General features: G+C 74.1%; 15 protein-coding genes, 1 pseudogene and 1 riboswitch. Of the genes and pseudogenes, 8 read left to right on the top strand and 8 right to left on the bottom strand.

Features of this window, described 5'->3' with window-relative positions; genetic code table 11:
- Nucleotides 1-70: 70 nt before the first annotated feature.
- The 3 genes from J5Y05_RS04775 to J5Y05_RS32575 are packed head-to-tail and all read left to right on the top strand — an operon-like array spanning nucleotide 71 to nucleotide 1,771.
- Nucleotides 71-1,081, top strand: coding sequence for a LacI family DNA-binding transcriptional regulator (locus J5Y05_RS04775; RefSeq protein WP_210868466.1), 1,011 nt, complete (start codon nucleotides 71-73; stop codon nucleotides 1,079-1,081).
- Nucleotides 1,082-1,094: 13 nt separating this feature from the next.
- On the top strand, nucleotides 1,095-1,391 hold the full coding sequence (locus tag J5Y05_RS04770) for a hypothetical protein (RefSeq protein ID WP_210868465.1): 297 nt from the start codon (nucleotides 1,095-1,097) through the stop codon (nucleotides 1,389-1,391).
- Nucleotides 1,337-1,771 carry a hypothetical protein gene (locus tag J5Y05_RS32575; RefSeq protein WP_372450474.1) on the top strand — a complete coding sequence of 145 codons (435 nt, stop codon included), beginning with the start codon at nucleotides 1,337-1,339 and terminating at the stop codon, nucleotides 1,769-1,771. Before J5Y05_RS04770 ends, J5Y05_RS32575 begins: the two co-directional genes overlap by 55 nt.
- Here the strand turns inward: J5Y05_RS32575 and J5Y05_RS04765 are convergent.
- Nucleotides 1,674-2,516 (bottom strand): annotated as a pseudogene (locus tag J5Y05_RS04765) (LysR family transcriptional regulator); the annotation flags it as partial. The gene J5Y05_RS32575 and the pseudogene J5Y05_RS04765 sit on opposite strands and share 98 nt — an antisense overlap.
- Nucleotides 2,517-2,716: 200 nt before the next feature.
- Here J5Y05_RS04765 and J5Y05_RS04760 point away from each other — a divergent pair.
- From J5Y05_RS04760 to J5Y05_RS04750, 3 genes are read left to right on the top strand one after another with little or no spacing between them, the layout of a single operon-like run.
- Entirely contained in the window at nucleotides 2,717-4,087 is a 1,371-nt protein-coding gene (locus J5Y05_RS04760; protein ID WP_210868463.1) for an MFS transporter, read from the top strand.
- Nucleotides 4,088-4,108: 21 nt separating this feature from the next.
- Nucleotides 4,109-5,251, top strand: a complete 1,143-nt coding sequence (locus J5Y05_RS04755) for a RidA family protein (protein ID WP_210868462.1) — start codon at nucleotides 4,109-4,111, stop codon at nucleotides 5,249-5,251.
- A complete protein-coding gene (locus J5Y05_RS04750; protein ID WP_210868461.1) occupies nucleotides 5,248-6,291 on the top strand; it encodes a C45 family autoproteolytic acyltransferase/hydrolase in 1,044 nt (347 codons plus the stop codon). The genes J5Y05_RS04755 and J5Y05_RS04750 overlap by 4 nt, the downstream gene beginning before the upstream one ends.
- 40 nt (nucleotides 6,292-6,331) lie before the next feature.
- Here J5Y05_RS04750 and J5Y05_RS04745 read toward each other — a convergent pair whose 3' ends face one another.
- Nucleotides 6,332-7,519 (bottom strand): MBL fold metallo-hydrolase, encoded by a 1,188-nt coding sequence (locus tag J5Y05_RS04745; RefSeq protein WP_210868460.1) that lies wholly within the window; start codon nucleotides 7,517-7,519, stop codon nucleotides 6,332-6,334.
- Nucleotides 7,520-7,722: 203 nt separating this feature from the next.
- Between J5Y05_RS04745 and J5Y05_RS04740 the strand changes: the two genes are divergently transcribed.
- On the top strand, nucleotides 7,723-8,301 hold the full coding sequence (locus J5Y05_RS04740; RefSeq protein WP_210868459.1) for a carboxymuconolactone decarboxylase family protein: 579 nt from the start codon (nucleotides 7,723-7,725) through the stop codon (nucleotides 8,299-8,301).
- 60 nt (nucleotides 8,302-8,361) lie between these two features.
- Here the strand turns inward: J5Y05_RS04740 and J5Y05_RS04735 are convergent, their stop codons facing one another.
- The gene (locus tag J5Y05_RS04735) at nucleotides 8,362-9,147 is read right to left on the bottom strand and encodes an SGNH/GDSL hydrolase family protein (RefSeq protein ID WP_210868458.1); all 786 of its coding nucleotides are present in this window, start codon (nucleotides 9,145-9,147) and stop codon (nucleotides 8,362-8,364) included.
- 237 nt (nucleotides 9,148-9,384) lie between these two features.
- A complete protein-coding gene (locus tag J5Y05_RS04730) occupies nucleotides 9,385-10,314 on the bottom strand; it encodes a M23 family metallopeptidase (protein WP_210868457.1) in 930 nt (309 codons plus the stop codon).
- Nucleotides 10,315-10,318: 4 nt separating this feature from the next.
- Nucleotides 10,319-10,476: riboswitch (cyclic di-AMP (ydaO/yuaA leader) on the bottom strand.
- Between the two features lie 559 nt (nucleotides 10,477-11,035).
- On the opposite strand from J5Y05_RS04730, the gene J5Y05_RS04725 reads away from it, so the two are divergent.
- Nucleotides 11,036-11,833, top strand: coding sequence for a tyrosine-protein phosphatase (locus tag J5Y05_RS04725; protein WP_210868456.1), 798 nt, complete (start codon nucleotides 11,036-11,038; stop codon nucleotides 11,831-11,833).
- A gap of 22 nt (nucleotides 11,834-11,855) precedes the next feature.
- On the opposite strand, the gene J5Y05_RS04720 is transcribed toward J5Y05_RS04725, so the two are convergent.
- The 4 genes from J5Y05_RS04720 to dxs form a co-directional block, all read right to left on the bottom strand.
- Entirely contained in the window at nucleotides 11,856-11,972 is a 117-nt protein-coding gene (locus tag J5Y05_RS04720; protein WP_078856281.1) for a DUF6126 family protein, read from the bottom strand.
- On the bottom strand, nucleotides 11,969-12,613 hold the full coding sequence (locus J5Y05_RS04715; protein ID WP_210868455.1) for a helix-turn-helix domain-containing protein: 645 nt from the start codon (nucleotides 12,611-12,613) through the stop codon (nucleotides 11,969-11,971). Before J5Y05_RS04715 ends, J5Y05_RS04720 begins: the two co-directional genes overlap by 4 nt.
- 88 nt (nucleotides 12,614-12,701) lie before the next feature.
- Entirely contained in the window at nucleotides 12,702-14,087 is a 1,386-nt protein-coding gene (locus J5Y05_RS04710; protein WP_210868454.1) for an aspartate aminotransferase family protein, read from the bottom strand.
- On the bottom strand, nucleotides 14,088-16,001 hold the full coding sequence (gene dxs, locus J5Y05_RS04705; RefSeq protein WP_210868453.1) for a 1-deoxy-D-xylulose-5-phosphate synthase: 1,914 nt from the start codon (nucleotides 15,999-16,001) through the stop codon (nucleotides 14,088-14,090).
- Between the last annotated feature and the right edge of the window lie 22 nt (nucleotides 16,002-16,023).

The following is a 16,023-nucleotide window of genomic DNA, read 5'->3' as shown; positions in this document are numbered from 1 at the left end:
CACGTCAATGGGGAAAGGAGGGGAATTTTCTCGTTACACTGAGGGCCGCGAGCGGGAGAGGGGCAATCCGGTGACGTTGACGAGCGTTGCGCAACGTGCGCAAGTTTCGGTCTCGACGGCCTCGCGTTATCTGCGCGGCCAGTTGAAGGTGAACCCCGAGACCGCCGCGCGGATCGACTCCGCGGTACGCGAGCTGGAGTACGTGGTCCCGGCCGCCGCCCAGGCGGCTTCCCGCCGCACCCGGAACCCGATCATCGCGCTGGTCGTCCCCGACCTGCTCAACCCGTTCTTCGCGGAGCTGGCCGAGGCCATCGCCGACGCGGCGGCGGCCAGCGACGTCGAACTCGTCGTGGGCGTCACGGGCCAGCAGGCCCGGCGCGAGCGGAGCCTGAGCGATCTGGTCGCCGGCTCCGACGCGATCGACGGGATGATCTACGTCGGCATCCACCGGAGCAACCCGCGGCTGATCGAGGCGATCGAGGACGGGCTGCCGGTGGTCGTCCTGGACGAGGAGATCGCGGGCACCTCCCAGGCGGACGCCATCTCGGTCGACAACTACAGCGGCGCCTACCAGGCCACGTCCTACCTCGCCCAGCTCGGCCACCGGCACATCGCGCACGTCGCGGGCCCCCCGGAGCTGTCCACCACCCGCGACCGCCACCGCGGCTACCGCGACGCCATGGAGCACGCCGGGCTCGCCGTCGACGAGAACCTGGTCCTGCACGGCCCGTACACCGAGCACTTCGGCGCCAGCGTCTTCCCCTACCTCACCCGGGCCGAGCGGCGGCCGACCGCGGTCTTCGCCGGTTCCGACATCGTCGCCGTCGGCATGCTCGCCGGCGCCGAACTCCACGGACTGCGCATCCCCGAGGACCTGTCCGTGGTGGGCTGCGACGGCATCCGCGTCGGCGAGTGGCTGCGGCCCAAGCTGACCACCGTCCAGCAGCCCGTCGCGGAACTGGCGCGCACCGCGCTGGAGGTCGTCCAGGCCCGCATCGACGCCCCCGACGCGGCGCGGGTGGAGAAGGTCCTCCCCCTGCACCTGGTCATCCGGGGCTCCGCCATACCGCCGCACGCCTGACAGGAGACCCCGCGTGCTCGACCCCGTGACCCTCGGGCAGCGGCTCGCGCGTACGGACACCCGGGCCGGCCACGAGAAGCGCGCCGCCGACCTCCTCGCCCCGCTCCTGCGCGAGGCGGGCTTCGCGGTCACCGTCCGGGAGGGCCGGCCGGGCCGGGCCAACCCGTCCGCCCGGACGGGCACCGGTACGCCCCTCACCTCACCGGCCACCTCGGCACGGTCCCCGCGGACGCCTGCGGCCGGTCCTTCGACCCGCTGGGCGGCGACATCCACGAGGGCGAGCCGCGCGGGCGCGGCAGCAGCGACATGAAGGCCGGGCTCGCCGCGATCGTCGCCGCCGCCACCGAGCACGCCGCCCGCTTCCCCGGGGCCGGCCTCCAGGTGGTCCTCACCTTCGGCGAGGACCGGCTGCGAGGGCGCGGCCGGCCTGGACGACCTGGCGCCGAGCCCGGTCCTGCCGGTCGCCGAGCCCACCGCCAACCGGATCGTCCTCGGCCACAAGGGCGCCCACCCGGCCCCGGGGTGCTGACGCGGGCCCCGGCAGCGGTCAGGGCAGGACGCCGGTCCCGTACCGCGCCACGCAGTGGTCCTGGAGCCTGCGGGCCATGTCGGCCAGCAGCCCGGCGGCGTGGTGGGCCGGGTCCCAGGCGGCGAAGAGGCGGATGCCGAGCGGGGCCCCGCCCGCGGTGAGCGGGACGCCCACCAGCCCGAAGCGGGGGTCGTCGGAGACCACGGCCACCCCCCGGCCGGCCGCGGCGAGCGCCTGGGCGACCTGGGCATTCCCGCACTCCACCACGTCCCGCGGCATCAGCCCCCGCGCGGTCAGCGCCTCCTGGAGCACCAGCCTCGGGCGGAAGGAGTGGTCGAGCAGGATCAGCCGGTCCGCCAGCAGCTCCGGCAGGTCCAGCACCCGGTGTGCCGCCTTCGGGTGGTCCGGCGGCACGTAGGCGAACATCGGGAAGACGGCCACGGCGAGCGAACGCCACTGCGCGGGCGGGGCGTGGGTGACCAGGGCCAGGTCGGTGCCCTGGTAGAGGGTCTCCAGGGCCTTGGGTCCGTCGGTCTCCACCACGGAGGGCAGCGGGTCGCCGGGCCCGAAGGTGGCGATGAAGGGCGCGACCACGTCGGTGAGGGTGGTGCTGGGTGCCGCGATGGTGACCCGTACCAGCCGTCCGGCGGAGATCGTCTCGGCCGCCCCGACGGCCACGTCGGCGCTGTGCAGGACGTCCCGGGCGTGGTCGAGGAACTGCCTCCCCGCCGCCGACAGGCGCAGCCGTCCGGTCCGCCGGTCGAAGAGGACGACCTTCAGCTCACGCTCCAGTTCCCTCATCTGCCGGGAGAGCGCCGGCTGCGTGATGCTGATCCGTTCGGCCGCGGCACTGACCGATTCGGCCTCGGCGACGGCGACGAAGTATCTGAGGGTCCGCAGCTCCATCCTGCGAGTATGCCGCCACGGCATACATCGTCAAAGTAATTGGCACTGGTCCGCATAGCGGGCCATGGCCGAAAGTGTTCCCAGCGGACGGGCCCCGGCACCACCTGAGCCGGGGGCCCTCCTGTCCCGGTCGCCGCGGCGCGCGCCTCCCGGCGCGTGCCCAGCGGTGGCGCCGCTTCGCTCCCACAGAAGGTTCCCGCGTGAACAGTTCCCCCCGGGCCCGCGGCGACGACGCGTCGCGCAGAGCCGCCGCCGCCTCGCTGATCGGCACGACCGTCGAGTGGTACGACTTCTTCATCTACGCCACGGCCGCCGCGCTGGTCTTCCCCGCCGTGTTCTTCCCCGACGACATGGACCCGCTGCTGGCCACGGTCGTCTCCTTCGGCACCACGTCCTTCGGCTACGTGGGACGGCCGATCGGAGCGCTCCTCTTCGGCCACTTCGGCGACCGCGTCGGGCGCAAGGCGACCCTGGTCGTCACCATCCTGGTGATGGGCGTCGCCACCACGGGGATCGGCCTGCTGCCGGGGTACGCGACCGTCGGTGCCGCCGCGCCCGTCCTGCTGGTGCTGCTGCGCCTGGTGCAGGGCATCGCCGTCGGCGGCGAGTGGGGCGGTGCCGCGCTGATGGCGGTCGAGCACGCCCCCGCCGGCCGGCGCAGCTTCTACGGGGCCTTCACCCAGGTCGGCTCGTCGATCGGCGCGCTGCTGTCGTCGCTGATGTTCGTCGCCGCCGGTTCCGTGGGCGGGCCGCTGAGCGGGGGCAGTTGGCGCTATCCGTTCCTCTTCTCCGCGGCGCTCGTGGTGATCGGGCTGCTGATCCGCTCCACGGTGGACGAGTCGCCCGCCTTCCAGGAGATGCGGCGTGACGACGAGATCTCCTCGGCCCCGCTGGTGGAGGCCCTGCGCCGGCACCGCGGCACCATCCTCCTGGCGGCCGGCGCGATGGTGGTCGCCACCGGCGGCTACTACGTCACCTCCTCGTTCTGGCTGGTCCACGCGACCGCGGCCGGCGGCATGGACGAGGGGCGGGCGCTCAACCTGCTCAGCGTCGCGGCGGCCTTCGAGATCGCCTGCACGCTCGCCGCGGGCCGGGTCGCCGACCGCCTGGGCACCTCGCGGGTCGTCGTCGTGGGGCTGGCGTCGGCGGCGGTGGTGGCGCCCCTGTGGTTCCTGGCCGCCCGCAGCGACGTGCTCGTCCTGGTGGTGCTGGCCGCCGCGTTGATGGCCGTGCCGACCGGCGCCCACTACGGGCCGATGGCCCGGCTGCTGGTCGACCTGTTCCCGCGCCGCGTCCGCTACAGCGGCGTCTCCATGGCCTGCCAGTTGGCGGCGCTCACCTCCGGCGCGCTGACCCCGGTCATCGTCCCCGTGCTGTACGCGGCGGGCGGCGAACGCCCGTACCTGGCGCTGCTGTTCCTCGCCGCGCTCTGCGCGCTGTCGCTGTGGTGCGTGCTCGCGCTGCGCCGCCGCGCCGGGGCGCCGGACGCCGATCCCGCCGGCGGCACGTCCGCCGCCGCCCCGGCCTCCGGTCCCGTTCCCGGGACCGGCACCGCATCCCGTACCCGCTGATCCCCGAAGGAGTCCCCTCCCATGACAGACCCCCGATCGACCGAGCCGGCCTCCGAGTCCGTACGCCGGGCCATGGACGGCCTGGTCTTCCTCGGCGCGGAGTCCACCGGACCGCACGTTCCCGCGACCGGCCGGGACACCGCGGGGTCCGCCGGCCTCGGACCGGCGGACCACGCCCGCCGCGAGGCCGACCGCCTCGCCGACGCGCTCGCCGCGCACGGCAGGGGCCTCGACAGCCTGCTCGTCCTCGACGTCGTCCACGATCCCGTCCTGATCGGCGCCGAGGAGGTCCGCGCGGTGCTCGCCGACGTCCTGCCGTCCGGGGCGCGGCCCTGCCTGACGGCGGTCCCGGTCCTGCCCGGCGCCCTGGACGAGGGGAACCCGTTCGTGCTCCAGGGGGTGTCGGCGGCCGAGCCGGTCGTCGCCGGGGACGCGGGGCGCTTCCCGCACTCGGCCGAGGCCGGGGTGCTGGTCGCGGTGGCGGGCCAGTGCGCCGACACGGACGACGACATGGTGACGCAGACCGACGAGGTCATGGACCGGGTCGCCGGGCTGCTGGCCGCCCACGGCGCCGGGTGGGACGACGCCGTCCGCTTCGACGTGTTCTACCGGGCGGAGGGCACCGCGGAGGGCTGGGCGGTCAACGCCCGCGAGCGCGCCCGCCGGTTCACGGAGCCGGGTCCGGCCACCACCGGCATCCCGGTCGGTTCCCTGCCGGGCCGGGCCAGAATCCTGCTGCGCGCGCTGGCCGTCCGGGGCGCCCGCGGTCTGGGCCTGCGCAGCGAGTCGTGGCCGGCCGGGCACTGGGACTGGCCGTTCCACCTGCCCTACAAGCACGGCATCGGCGCGGCCGGCACGGTCTTCGTCGGCGGACAGGTCTCGCTGGCGCCCGACGCCTCGGTCATCGACCCGGACGACCTCGCGACACAGACCGCCACGAGCGTGGACAACATCCTCAAGGTGGCGGCCGAACTCGGCCTGGGCGCCCGCTCCGTGCTGCGGCTCGTCGCGTTCTACCGGCACACGGACGCGGCCGACGCGGCCACGGTGCGCCGGGTCGTCCGGGAGCGGCTCGGGGACCACTCCTGCGCGCTCACCCTCGTCGGACTGCCGTACCTCGCCTACGAGCGCATGGTCGTCGAGATCGAGGCCGAGCTGCGATGACGGTCGTCGACTGCGCGGGCACCGGCCGGGAGCGGGGCCGGGCCCACGGGGAGCAGGCACGGGAAGCCGTGCGCGCGGCGCTCGACCGCTGGCGCGCGGACGTCGGCGGCGGGGCCGCCGGGCTGGTGCACACCTCGCCCCTGCCCGGGACGCTGCGGCGTCTGGTGCCGGACCTCGCCGACGAGCTGCGGGGGATCGCCGAGGGCGCGGCGGTGCCCTTCGAGGACGTCGTCGCCTACAACTGCATGGACGAGCAGTGGTGGCTGGGGCGGCGGCACCGGCGCCGGGCGGGATGCAGCGTGCTCGGCGAACGCGCCGCCGACGGCACGCGGCTGGCGCAGAACATGGACCTGCCGCCCTCCATGGACGGCACGCAGATCGTGCTGCGGCTGCGGCCGGCGGACGGGCCCGAGCAACTGGTGCTCAGCGCGGCCGGGCTGATCGGGCTGACGGGGGTGAACGCGGCGGGGGTCGCCGTCTGCGTCAACACCCTCGGCATGCTGCACGGCGGGCCGCGCGGGCTGCCCGTGGCGGCGGTGATCCGGGGTGCGCTGGCCGGCCGCACGCGTCAGGAGGCGCTGGCCTTCCTCTCCTCGGTGCCGCACGCCAGCGGCCAGCACTACGCGGTGGCGGACGCGGGCGGGCTGGACAGCGTCGAGTGCTCGGCGGGCGGCGTGGTCCCCTGGCTCGCCCCGGGAGCCGGGCGGCTGGTGCACACCAACCACCCGCTGGCCAATACGGACGTCGACCCCGTCGCACTGGAGGAGCTGCGGGCGGAGGGCCGGATCGGCGATTCGCGGGCCCGGCTGGACTTCCTGGAGCGGGCGATGGGGCCCTCGGAGGGCACGGCCGGACTGGAACGGCTGCTGGAGGACGACACCGTGCCCGTGTGCATGAGCGGCCGTCCGGGCTGGCCCATGCGCACCTTCGGCACGGTCGCCTACGAGCTGGGGGCCCAGGTGCGCGCCCGGTTCCGGCTGGGGCTGCCCGGCCGGGCGGCCTGGATCGAACCGGGCTGGACCACCGCGCCCGCCGCCTGACCGCGGCGCGGTGGGCGAGGACCGACCGGCGCCGGGCGGGTCAGTCCTCGCCCACCAGGTCCAGGCCCGGGGTGGCCGTCGGGCCGGGGGTGAGGCGGGGGACGGGCCAGTCGTGGTGGGGGAGGCGTTCCAGGCCGGTCCACCAGGGGTCGCGGGGCACGTCGCCGCCGGGCTCGAAGGGCAGGCCCGGCACCGGCAGGGCCACCCGCTGTCCGACCGCCTGCGCCGCCGCGAGGGTCCACGCGCCGGGCTCCGCCCACGGGTGGGGGGCCAGGTTGAAGGTGCCCCAGTGGATCGGCAGCAGGACGCCCGCCGGTCCCCCGCCCTGGAGGTCGAGGTGGGCGCGGACCCCCTCCTCGGGCGTCATGTGGATGTCGGGCCAGAACGGCGCGTACGCCCCGATCTGGATCATGGTGGCGTCGAAGGGGCCGTGCGCGGCGCCGATCTCCCGGAAGCCGTCGAAGTAGCCGGTGTCGCCGCTGTGGTGGACGCGGTGGTCCGGCCCGGCGACGACCCAGGAGGCCCACAGGGTGTGCTGGGTGTTGCGCAGTCCGCGACCGCAGAAGTGGCGGGCCGGGGTGGCGGTGAGGGTGAGGTCGCCGACCCGTGCCGACTCGTGCCAGTCCAGTTCGCGCAGCCGGTCGGCCCGGACCCCCCAGTGTTCGAGGTGGGCGCCGACGCCGAGGGGCACCGCGAAGAGGGTGTCGGTGCGGGCCAGCGCCTTGATGGTGGGCAGGTCCAGGTGGTCGTAGTGGTCGTGCGAGATGACGACGACGTCGACGGGGCCGAGGGCGGCCAGCGGCAGCGGGACCGGGTGCAGCCGCCGGGGCCCGGCGAAGGGGAACGGGGAGCAGCGCTCGCCCCACACCGGGTCGAACAGCACCCGGTGTCCGTCGATCTCGGCGAGCACGCTGGAGTGGCCCATCCAGGTCAGCCGGAGCCCGCCGGCGGGCGGCCGGGCCAGGTCGGCGACGGTGGTGGCGTGCACCGGCACGGTGCCCCGGGGCGCGCGGGCGAGCCGTGACTCGCGGCCGAGGAAGACCTTGGCGGCGTCCCGCGCCGATCCGGAGGGCCGGGTGCGGGCGGGACCGCCGGGGTTCAGGAAGACGCCGTCGCGGTAATGCGGTGACCTGCGGATACGGTCCATGCGCTCACCGTCGGGGTCTACTCCGAAGGACGCCGGCCGCAGCACGCCGAGTCCGGAACGCGGGGGACGGAAGTCGGCCACGGCACCTCCAGGAAAAGTAGGTCAGACTTTCATTATGGGTATGACGAGGTGATCGTTTCGTAAGGACGGGCGGGCGCGGGCCCGGCCGGGCGGGGCCGGATGTCACACACGCCCCGGTCTCCCTCGTCGTACCGGCGGGGCGCCCCCCGGGTGTCCCCGGACGACGGAAGGCAGCACCAGCGACGCACTGGAGGGTGGTCACCATGGCCCGCGTATCCCTGACCCCGCCCCGGACGCTCTTCTTCCGGGCGATGGAGTGGTACTCCCGGCGTACGTACGGAAAGGTCCTCGATCCCGGCAAGGCGCTCGCGCACAACCCGCGGGTGCTCTGGAGCGATCTGCGCTTCGAGCAGTCGGTGGCCCGCTGGAACCGGCTCGATCCCGGGCTGAAGGCGCTCGCGGAGCTGGCCGCGGCGGGCTCGATCGGCTGCTCGTGGTGCATGGACTTCGGCTACTGGCAGAGCGTCGGCCACGGCGTGGACCGCGCCCGGCTCCAGGCGGTGCCGGTGTGGCGGGAGAGCGACCTGTACTCGCCGCTCGAACGCGATGTGCTGGAGTACGCCGAGGCGATGACGGCGACCCCGCCGGCCGTCGGCGACGACCTCGCCGGGCGGCTGCGGACCCGGCTGGGCGAACCGGCCTTCGTCGAGCTGACGGCCGTCGTCGCCGTGGAGAACCTGCGCTCCCGCCTCAACTCGGCGCTCGGTCTGACCAGCCAGGGGTTCCGCGACTCCTGCGACCTGGCCGACGCGCCGCCCGCCGCCGGCACCGGCGGCCGGTGAGCGACGCGGGCGGCCGGTGAGCGACGCGGGCGGCCGGCGGTCCCGCCGCCGGGCGCGCTCTCACGCCACCGAGGCGATCCGCGTCTTGATGTCGTCCGGCGACAGCGTCCCCTTGGCGGTGACGTGGTCCCCGGAGGACTCGCCGCGCAGCCGGCGGCCGATCCACGGCACCAGGTACTCGCGCGCCCAGTGCACGTCGTCGCGCCGGACGTCGAGGGTGCCGCGCGGCGGCAGCGGCGGCCACGACTGGTCGGGGTCGGCCGGCACCGGCAGGCCGAGCGCCTGGCCCGCGCGGAGCGCCACCCGGGTGTGGCCCTCGGGCGAGAGGTGCAGCCGGTCGGCGTCCCAGGCCCGGCGGTCCTGGACTCCGCGCAGCGACCAGAGGTCGAGGACCGGGCAGCCGTACCGGTCGGCGATGGCCCGGACATGCCCGTTGTAGGTGGCGATCTTGCCGCGCAGGTGCTTGAGGAGGGGGACGCCGCGGGTGTCGAAGCCGGTCGCCACCAGGACGGTGCCGGCCGCTGCGGCGAGGTCGGCGACCGCCCGCTCGAACCGTTCGGCGACCTCGTCGGGGTCGGTGCCGGGACGGATGATGTCGTTGCCGCCCGCGCAGACGGAGACCAGGTCCGGGGCGAGTTCCACGGCCCGGGGGACCTGTTCCTCCGCGATCTGGTCGAGCAGTCTGCCGCGCACGGCGAGGTTGGTGTAGGTGAAGTCGCCCTCGGGGCGGCGGTCCGCGAGCAGGACGGCGACCCGGTCCGCCCAGCCGACGAACGCCCCGTCGGGTCCGGGGTCGCCGACGCCCTCGGTGAAGCTGTCCCCCACCGCCACGTACGACCCGATCACCGCTCTGTGCTCATTCTTCGAATCGTCTGCCACACCGGCCCATGATTCACGGTGGATTGTGACCTACGCGACCGTAGGAAGGGGTTGACGGTCGGTGAGAAACACCACGCCACGAGAGCCGTCCGATCCGGAATAAGCGACCGGGTGTCCTACGGCGGCAGGACACCCGAAGGCCGGGCCCCGGGGTGCGGGGTCCGGCCTTCGGCGGTGCGGTGCGCGTGCGCCGGAGCGCGTCCGTCAGAGGGAGACGCCGTGCGAGCGCAGGTAGGCGACGGGGTCGATGTCCGAGCCGTAGTTCGGGGTGGTGCGGATCTCGAAGTGCAGGTGCGGGCCGGTCACGTTGCCGGTGGCGCCGGACAGGCCGATCTGCTGGCCGGCGGTGACGCTCTGGCCGGCGGAGACGGAGATCGAGGACAGGTGGGCGTACTGGGCGTAGTGGCCGTCGGCGAGCTTGATGACGACCTGGTTGCCGTACGCGCCGCCCCAGCCGGCGGAGACCACGGTGCCGGAGCCGACGGCCTTCAGCGAGGTGCCGGTCGGCACCACGAAGTCGGTGCCGGTGTGGTAGCCGCTCGACCACATGCTGCCGGTCTGGTGGTACGGGGTGCCGACCGCGCCGCCGGGCACGGGCGAGACGTAGCCGCCGGTGGTGCCGGTGGACTGGGTCGGCGTCGCGGTGGTGGTCGTGGCCGCCGGGGCGGCCGGCTTCGGCGCCTCGGCGGGCTTGGCGGCCGGCTTCGGCGCGGCCGGCTTCGCGGAGGCCGACCCCTCGGAGGAGGACGAGGACTGCGCCGCCGCGGGCTTGCCGGTGAGCGAGAGCTTCAGACCGGGGTGGATCAGCGACGGGTCGGAGCCGACGGCCTCGCGGTTGTCGGCGTAGAGCTTCTTCCAGCCGCCGCTGACGTGCTGCTCGACGGCGATCTTCGAGAGGTGGTCGCCCCGCTTCACGGTGTAGGTGCGGGGGGCGGAGTCCTTCTCGGCGGACGGCTTGACGGCGGCCGGCACGGAGCGCACGGACTGCTCCGCGACGGAGTGCGCGGGGGCGGCGTGGGCGCCGGCGGCACCCATCAGCGGAAGCGCGAGCGCGGCGCCGCCGGTGCCGGCGAAGGCGAGGGTACGGGTGAGGCGCTGGGCCTTGGTACGACGGTGCTTACCCTTGGCGGGCATGACGAATTCCTCTCCGGCGCCTGCGAGGTGAGCTGTCGGGTGCGGGCTGGAGATGCCCGGCCGCGCCGTGGCGCGGCTTGACCCCTAGCCGTTCCGGGAACCGGAACAGGCGGTGATACCTGTGGGTCCCCCGCTCCTGCCGGGTACGGGTGGTGGATGGGTGCGGGCTCCGGTCGGCGGCAGGATTAGGCGTCCGCCCGGATCGGTGGTGAACGTAAGGGACCGGGACGCGGGGGAACAAGCGAGCGGTTCCCCGGGCGGGCGTTTCGGATGATCCAATGTGGGTAGGAGCGGTCACCCTGCGTGGATCGCGGGAGGGGGAATCCCCTCAAGCCCCCGGCGGCACAGGCGGATTACGTGAGCATGCTGAACAACGCACCGTCACGGGTATGAGCCTGCTCACGCGGCGCCGCTCCAGCACCTTTTACTCCAGGGCGAGTTGGGAGCAAGGCGCCAATCGGGATAATCCGCCCATCACCTCTCCAGGTCGGGCGAACCGTCTCCGCTCCTCGCCCTCCCGGCCGCTCCGGAGCGCTTTCGCGCCCCCCGGCACACCCCGGGCGCCAGGCGCGCGCCGGGCGTTGCGTCCGGGCCGCCGGGGCACGCGCGGCACGCTCCCCGTGCCCTGTGGACAACTCGTCCCCGCAGGCGGGGCATGTCGTATCGTCGACTCGTGTCCGCCGTCGAGCAGCGCCGGCGGGCGGGAGTGGGAGGAGCCCCCGTGACGCAGCAGGTGCCGTCGACCGAACCCGAGCTGGCAGGCGTGCGCAACTTCCGTGACGTGGGCGGACTGCCGACGGTGGACGGACGACGGGTGCGCCACGGTGTGCTGTTCCGCAGCGGGCACCTCGCGCACGCGACCGGCGAGGACACCGCCTTCCTCACCTCGCTGGGCCTGCACACGATCTTCGACTTCCGCAACGCGGCCGACCAGCGGCTGGAGGGCCCGGACGTCGCGCTGCCCGGCGTGCGCAATGTGAACCTGCCGCTGAGCGACCCGGCCGACGGGGCCGAGTTCTGGACGATGGTGCGCGACGGGGACCTGGACCAGCTCCGCTCCATCCTCGACGAGGGCAAGGCGGCCGGCCGGATGGTCGCCTCGTACCGGTCGATCGTCCGGGAGCGGACGGCGGAGCACTCCCGGGTGCTGCACGCGCTCGCGCAGGACAGCGTGCCCGCGCTGATGCACTGCGCGGCGGGCAAGGACCGGGCGGGCCTGTCGGTGGCGATCACGCTGCTGGCCGTCGGCGTGGAGCGCGAGGCGGTCCTCGACGACTACCTGAAGTCCAACGCGACCCACCGCCGCTACAAGGTGCACCGCAACGGGGACTCCGCCTCGGCCTACTCCCCCGAGGTGATGGAGCTGCTCAGCCCGCTCTTCGACGCCCGCGCCGAGTACCTGGCGGCGGCGTTCGAGACCGTCGAGGAGACCTGGGGCGGCGTCGACACGTATCTGGAGAAGGGCCTGCGGCTCACACCGCAGACCCGGGAACGGCTGCGCGAGCGGATGCTGGACTGAGCCACCCGCCCCACGCGCGCGGCTACTTGCCGCCCACCTCGAACAGCAGGTAGAGGAACCCGCCGAAGACGTGCCCGACGGCGATGTAGATGACGAGCCGGACCCACAGCGCGCGCGGGAACCTCTCCTGCATGCTCATGACGTCTCTCCCAAGGTGTGGTGTATCAGCGTGGTGGCGGGCCCCAGGCACAGCGCGGCCGTCGGGCTCTGCAAGAGGGTGTGGACGAAGAGGATGTCCACCCCGTCGCTGTCCTCGGCCGCGATCCGGTGCGGGGTCAGCGAGTCGAAGTGCGCGCTGTCGCCCGGCCCGAGCCGGTGCACGGCCTCCCCCAGCCGCAGCCGCAGCCGTCCGCGCAGGACGTAGAGCCACTCCTCGCCGGGGTGCACCCGGACGATGTCGCCCTGGGCGCCGTGCGGCACCCGGACGCGCAGCGCCTGCATCCCCCGGCCGGGCCCGCCGGCCTGCCAGTACGTCCAGCCGCCGGCGACCGTCGGCTCGTGGTCCCCGGCGCGTACCACCGCCTGGCGCTCCGCGGTCGTCTCGCCGAGCACGTCCGAGACGGTCGTACCATAAACGCGGGCGAGGGACAGCAGCATCGGCAGGGAGGGCTGGCGCTGCCCGGTCTCCAGTCGGGAGAGGTGGGCGGGCGACAGTCCGGCGGCACGGGCGGCGGCCTCCAGGGTGAGGGCGGCCCGGCGGCGCAGGGCGCGCAGCCGTGGCGCCACCACGGAGGGGACCGCGCCCGGCGGTCCTCCCGGCGGATCGGTGTCGGAGGTCATGCCTCCATTCAGCCGGAAACTTGCCCGCGAGGCAATTTTCTTGCCTCACAGACAAGCTCCGGCGGCAGGGGCCCCAGCCCGCTCGGCGCTACCGGTTGGCCACCGCCTGCCTGACCAGGGTCTTGCCGAAGTCCCACATCAGCCCGCCGCCCTCGTGCGCGTCGTCCATCACCTCGGTGAAGGCGTCGACGAAGCGGTCCGCGTCCGCGGCGTCGATGATCAGCGGCGGGATCAATTTGATCACTTCCAGGTGGTCGCCGGAGACCTGGGTCAGGATGCGGTGCCGCTGGAGCAGCGGGACCACGACCATCTGCGCGAAGAGCCCCTTGCGGGCGGCCTGGAGCATCGTCCAGCGGCTGCGCAGCCGCAGCGAGCGGGGCCGGCCGAACTCGATGCCGATCATCAGCCCCCGCCCGCGCACCTCGGCCAGCAGCTCGTACCGGTCCACCAGCGCCGTGAGCCGGGAGGTCAGCCGTTCGCCGACGGCGGCGGCGTTGGCGACGATCTCCTCGTTCTCCATCACCGCGAGGACGGCGAGGCCGGCCGCCATCGCCTGGGCGTTGGACCCGAAGCTGGCCGAGTGGACCAGCACCCGGTCCATCGACGAGTACACCTTCCGGAAGATCCAGTCCCGGCCCAGCGTGGCGCCCACCGGCACATAGCCGCCGGAGAGCGCCTTGGCCACGCACACCAGATCCGGTTCCACGCCCTCCTCGTGCTGGTAGGCGTAGAACTTCCCGGTGCGGCCGAGGCCGGTCTGCACCTCGTCGGCGATGAGCAGCGCCTTGTGCCGGCGCAGCAGTTCCTGCGCGCCGCGCAGGTACCCGGGCGGCGCCTCGTGCACGCCCTTGCCCTGGATCGGCTCCACGATCAGCGCGGCGACGTCGCCCTCGCGCAGTTCCCGGGCGAGGGCGTCCAGGTCGCCGAGCGGGACGGCGGTGTCGGGCAGCAGCGGGGCGAAGCCGTCGCGGAAGCCGGCCTCGCCGTTGACGGAGAGCGAGCCGGTGGTCAGCCCGTGGAAGGAGTGCGAGCAGAACAGGACCCTGGGCCGTCCGGTCGCGCACCGGGCGAACTTCAGCGCGGTCTCCACCGCCTCCGTCCCGCTGTTGCCGAAGAAGACCCGGTCCAGGTGCGGGCTGGAGGAGAGCAGCCGCTCGGCCAGCAGTCCGGGCAGCGGCGCGCAGTCGAAGCGGGTCAGATCGGGCAGCGAGGCGTCGAGGACGTCGTGGAGCGCCTTGCGGACGACGGGGTGGTGGCGTCCGAGGCCCATCACGCCGAACCCGGCGAGCATGTCGAGGTAGTCGTTGCCGTCCGCGTCCCAGAAGTGGGCGCCCTCGGCCCGCTCGTAGACCTTGTCGAAGCCGATGGTGCGCAGCATGCGCGGGAGCTGGTGGTTGAGGTGGCGGTCGTGCAGCTCGTAGCGCTCGCCTCCGCGCTCGGCGAGGAGGGCGCCGAGGTCGAACTCCTTGGTCATTCAGCTCTCTCCTTGGACTGACGGGGCGGTGGGGCCGGCCCCGGACCGCTCCGCGGCGGCCAGGCTCGCGCCGATCCGGCCGGCGATCTCCACGGGCGTCAGGCCGATGTCCGCGAGCACCTCGGCGCGCTTGGCGTGCGCGAGGAACTGCTCGGGGATGCCGAACCGCCGTACCGGTACGTCGACTTCGGCGTCGCCGAGGGCGAGGGCCACCGCGGAGCCGACCCCGGCGGCGCGGCTGTTGTCCTCGACGACGGCCACCAGCCGGTGCCGGGCGGCGAGCGGCGCCAGCTCCGGGTCGACGGGTTTGACCCAGCGGGGGTCGACGACCGTGCAGCCGATGCCGCGGGCTTCGAGCAGCTCCGCCGCCCGGAGGCAGACGGGGGCCATCACGCCGACGGAGACGAGGAGCACCTCGGGGCGGTCGTCGGCGCGCAGGACGTCCATCGCGCCGGCCCGGCCGACGGCGGGCACCTCCGGCCCCGCCGCCTCCTTGGGGAAGCGCAGCAGCGTCGGCGCGTCGTCGACGGCGACGGCCTCGCGGAGCTGGGCGCGCAGTTGGCCGGCGTCGCGCGGGGCGGCGATGCGCAGGCCCGGGACGACCTGGAGGACCGACAGGTCCCACATGCCGTTGTGGGAGGGGCCGTCGGTGCCGGTGACCCCGGCGCGGTCCAGGACGAAGGTGACGCCGCAGCGGTGGAGGGCGACGTCCATCAGGAGCTGGTCGAAGGCGCGGTTGAGGAAGGTCGCGTAGACGGCGACGACCGGGTGGAGTCCGCCGGTGGCGAGGCCGGCCGCGCAGACGGCCGCGTGCTGTTCGGCGATGCCGACGTCCCAGACGCGGTCGGGGAAGCGTTCGGCGAAGCGGCCGAGGCCGACCGGGTGGAGCATGGCGGCGGTGAGGGCGACGACGTCCTCGCGCTCCTCGCCGATGCGGACCATCTCGTCGCCGAAGACCGAGGTCCAGGAGGGTGCGGCGGGGGTGAGCGGGGCGCAGGTGAGCGGGTCCATCACGCCGACGCTGTGGAAGTGGTCCTCCTCGTGGTCGAGGGCGGGTGCGTAGCCGCGGCCCTTCTCCGTGAGGCAGTGCACGAGGACCGGCCCGCCGAAGCGCTTCGCGCGCCGCAGCGCGGAGTCGACGGCTCCCAGGTCGTGGCCGTCGATGGGGCCGAGGTACTTCAGTCCGAGGTCCTCGAAGAGGCCCTGGGGGGCGAAGGCGTCCTTGAAGCCCTTCTTGGCGCCGTGCAGGGCGTCGTAGACGGTGCCGCCGACCACGGGGGTGCGCTGGAGGACGTCCTTGCCCCAGGCCAGCATCCGTTCGTAGCCGTCGGTCGTGCGCAGGGCGGCGAGGTGGTGGGCGAGGCCGCCGATGGTGGGGGCGTAGGAGCGCTCGTTGTCGTTGACGACGATGATCAGCGGCCGGTCCTTGGCGGCGGCGATGTTGTTCAGCGCCTCCCAGGCCATGCCGCCGGTGAGGGCGCCGTCGCCGATGACCGCGACGACGTGGCCGTCCTCGCCGCGCACCCGGCGGGCCTTGGCGAGGCCGTCGGCCCAGCCGAGCGCGGTGGAGGCGTGGCTGTTCTCGACGATGTCGTGCTCGGACTCCTCGCGGCAGGGGTAGCCGGACAGACCGCCCTTGCCGCGCAGCTTGGAGAAGTCCTGACGTCCGGTCAGAAGCTTGTGCACGTACGACTGGTGGCCGGTGTCCCACACGATGCGGTCGGTGGGTGAGTCGAAGACCCGGTGCAGGGCGACGGTGAGTTCCACCACGCCCAGGTTGGGTCCGAGGTGCCCGCCGGTCCGGGCGACGGCGTGCACCAGGAACTCCCGTATCTCGCCCGGCAGTCGGGCGAGATCCGCTTCGGGCAGCGCCTTCAGGTCGTGTGGTCCCTTGATGGTCTCCAGAATCGTCACGCTCGGGCCCCCTTCGGTCCGC

The organism is Streptomyces tagetis (assembly GCF_018069565.1).
Taxonomy (GTDB): domain Bacteria; phylum Actinomycetota; class Actinomycetes; order Streptomycetales; family Streptomycetaceae; genus Streptomyces; species Streptomyces tagetis.
The sequence above is the reverse complement of the archived record's forward strand: the minus strand, read 5'-3'. Positions and strand labels throughout refer to the sequence as shown.

Bases quoted from the DNA above. Each gene is read 5' to 3' on its own strand.
- J5Y05_RS04740 (WP_210868459.1), top strand. From the start codon at position 7,723: ATGGCCCGCGTATCCCTGACCCCGCCCCGGACGCTCTTCTTCCGGGCG.
- J5Y05_RS04730 (WP_210868457.1), bottom strand. From the start codon at position 10,314: ATGCCCGCCAAGGGTAAGCACCGTCGTACCAAGGCCCAGCGCCTCACC.
- J5Y05_RS04720 (WP_078856281.1), bottom strand. From the start codon at position 11,972: ATGAGCATGCAGGAGAGGTTCCCGCGCGCGCTGTGGGTCCGGCTCGTC.
- J5Y05_RS04715 (WP_210868455.1), bottom strand. From the start codon at position 12,613: ATGACCTCCGACACCGATCCGCCGGGAGGACCGCCGGGCGCGGTCCCC.
- J5Y05_RS04710 (WP_210868454.1), bottom strand. From the start codon at position 14,087: ATGACCAAGGAGTTCGACCTCGGCGCCCTCCTCGCCGAGCGCGGAGGC.
- J5Y05_RS04750 (WP_210868461.1), top strand. From the start codon at position 5,248: ATGACGGTCGTCGACTGCGCGGGCACCGGCCGGGAGCGGGGCCGGGCC.
- J5Y05_RS04755 (WP_210868462.1), top strand. From the start codon at position 4,109: ATGACAGACCCCCGATCGACCGAGCCGGCCTCCGAGTCCGTACGCCGG.